Annotated in this window: 3 protein-coding genes; 1 reads left to right on the top strand and 2 read right to left on the bottom strand. The window is 42.3% G+C overall.

The window, feature by feature from the left end:
* Positions 1-131 precede the first annotated feature (131 nt).
* Positions 132-587: a VOC family protein gene (locus B3143_RS01420; protein WP_004785191.1), complete on the top strand. Its 456-nt coding sequence runs from the start codon at positions 132-134 to the stop codon at positions 585-587.
* Positions 588-639: 52 nt separating this feature from the next.
* Here the strand turns inward: B3143_RS01420 and B3143_RS01415 are convergent, their stop codons facing one another.
* Together B3143_RS01415 and B3143_RS01410 are read right to left on the bottom strand one after the other, a co-directional pair.
* A complete protein-coding gene (locus B3143_RS01415) occupies positions 640-1,125 on the bottom strand; it encodes a DUF934 domain-containing protein (RefSeq protein ID WP_004785193.1) in 486 nt (161 codons plus the stop codon).
* Positions 1,118-2,761, bottom strand: a complete 1,644-nt coding sequence (locus B3143_RS01410; RefSeq protein WP_004785195.1) for a nitrite/sulfite reductase — start codon at positions 2,759-2,761, stop codon at positions 1,118-1,120. The genes B3143_RS01415 and B3143_RS01410 overlap by 8 nt, the downstream gene beginning before the upstream one ends.
* Between the last annotated feature and the right edge of the window lie 46 nt (positions 2,762-2,807).

The raw sequence follows: 2,807 nt of genomic DNA, 5'->3' as shown, positions 1-2,807 counted from the left end.
ACTTGCTGCTTGAATCCGCCTCTGTCCATAAATTAAATTCTTTTAATTACATTTTCATAAAGCTTCTTTATCAATCAAATTCAGTTCAAGGCGTAAATTAAAGGGATTCAGAACAAGAAAAGGAATCCTACATGCGACTTAATCATTACCTTAATTTCCAGGGTGAGACCGAAGCTGCCTTTACCTTTTATCGTTCGGTATTTGGTGGCGAATTTTCTAGTCTAACCCGTTATGGAGATACGCCTGGGCAGCAAGGAATTGATTTATCAAATGAAGAAAAAAATCTGATTTTACATATCTCACTTCCAATTAATGAATACACAGAACTCATGGGTTCTGATATCAATGACAAACTCTGTACTGAAAATATACCAGCATTTAGTAAGGGTACTAATCACTATATTGCGATTATTTTAAGTGCCAATGAACAGGATGAAGCCAAACGACTCTATGAAGCTTTATCGGTGAATGGTCAAATCGAAATGCCTTTAGAAAAAACCTTTTGGGGTGCGCTTTATAGTGCCTTTACGGATCAATTCGGAGTGCAATGGATGATTAACTGCCTACTTGAAGAACGTGCACCCTAAGATTTAAATACAAAAAAGCCTCCAGATGGAGGCTTTTTTAGTTGAAGACGAATTAAGCTCCAGTTTGATAATTCGGTGTTGGTACTGCTGTTGAAGCTTGGTACGGATTAGTGAAATCACCCAAGCCTGCAGCTGCTTCCTGAATATCTTTACCTTCTTTAATGACAAAAGTATCGAAACCAGAACGCTTCATGTAGTTCAAGACATCTTTGAACACATCACCAGTCGCACGCAGCTCACCCTGGAAACCTTGACGGCGAAGCAATGCAGCAAATGAATAACCACGGCCATCATTAAAACCTGCAAACTCAATAAAAATCGCATCAAGTTGCTCAAGCGGAAATTCATTAGTTTCAGGTGAAGCATCAACCGTTAAGTACAATGCTTTTTTACCAGTAATATTGGCAATCTGGTCTAACTGCTCTACAGTCAGAACTACATCACCCTGTGGCAATACACCATCTTCACCAATTAGCTGGTAAGTGTTATCTGCAATTGTGCCATCTTTAGAGAGCACTTGTAGTGCGGTATTAAGCATATGCGCGCTCCTTGAATGGTTGAATGCCGACACGACGATAAGTATCGATAAACTCTTCACCATCCTGACGCAAGTCAAGATAAGTATTCAGAATTTCTTCTACGATATCCGGCACCACTTCTGCAGCAAATGATGGCCCAAGAATGTCACCAATAGAGGCATCATGATCCGCATTACCACCTAAAGTGATCTGATAGAATTCAGCGCCTTTTTTATCTACACCCAAGATACCGATGTTACCCACGTGGTGATGACCACAGGCATTCATACAACCTGAAATGTTCAGGTCCAGTTTACCCAAGTTGTAAATGGTATCCAGATCATCAAAACGGCGTGAAATTGCTTCAGAAATTGGAATGGATTTTGCATTTGCTAATGAGCAGAAGTCACCACCTGGGCAGCAGATAATGTCAGTCAAGAAGCCGATATGCGCACGTGCCAGGTTATGCTGATCCAGCGTCTGCCACAATTCAAATAAGTCTTTTTGTGGTACATCTACCAGCGCAATATTTTGCTCGTGAGTTGTACGCAGTTCACCGAAGGTGTACTTGTCTGCAAGATCTGCAATCAGGTTCATTTCTTCAGTGGTCACATCACCCGGTGCAATACCCGCACGTTTCAGTGAAATCGTGACAATACGATAACCTTTCACTTTATGTGCATTGGTATTGATATTGAACCATTGCTTAAACTTCGGATACTGGGCAAACAGTTCAGTGAAGTCTTCATCCGCATAATCTTGGTAGTCAAATGGAGTGAAGTTTTCATCCATTTTCGCCAGTGTTTCAGCATCAATCTTTAATGTCTTAACAGTATGTACAAATTCGGCTTCAACTTTTTCAGCAAAAACTTCTGGCGTTAATGCTTTTACCAGAATCTTGATACGTGCTTTGTATTTGTTGTCGCGACGGCCGTGCAGGTTATACACACGTAGTACCGCTTCAAGATAAGCAATCAGGTCTTCACGTGGCAGGAAGTCACGAATAAAACTGCCAATTACTGGCGTACGGCCCAAGCCGCCACCCACTTTAATTTTATAGCCGATCTCGCCTGCTTCATTTTTCACGATATAGACACCGATATCGTGGAATGAAGTTGCTGCACGGTCAATCTCTTCCAGCGCAGATACCGCAATCTTGAACTTACGTGGCAAGAAAGCAAATTCCGGGTGGAAAGTTGACCATTGACGGATCAATTCACAAGTTGGACGTGGATCTGCAATTTCACCTGCCACGACACCTGCATACTGGTCAGTGGTAGTATTACGGATACAGTTCCCTGAAGTCTGGATCGCGTGCATTTGCACGGTTGCCAGTTCAGCCAGCATATCAGGCACGTTCTCTAGTGCAGACCAGTTAAACTGGATATTCTGACGGGTTGAAACGTGCGCATAGCCACGATCATACTCTTTCGCCAGATCAGCCACTTTACGAAGTTGTTTAGAATTCATCAGGCCATAAGGTACCGCAATACGCAACATTGGCGCATAACGTTGTACATAAAGACCATTTTGAAGGCGGAGCGGACGGTATTCATCTTCCGTCAATTTGCCCGCTAAATAACGTTCCGTCTGGTCACGGAACTGTGCAACACGTTCATTAATCAGTTGCTGATCGAAATCAGTATATAAATACATGGCGTACAGCTAGTAGTTTCTATTATATCGTCGGCAAGGATAACGA

This window comes from Acinetobacter sp. UBA1496 (genome assembly GCF_002324975.1).
GTDB lineage: Bacteria > Pseudomonadota > Gammaproteobacteria > Pseudomonadales > Moraxellaceae > Acinetobacter > Acinetobacter variabilis.
This window is presented reverse-complemented; position numbering and strand designations above follow the sequence as displayed.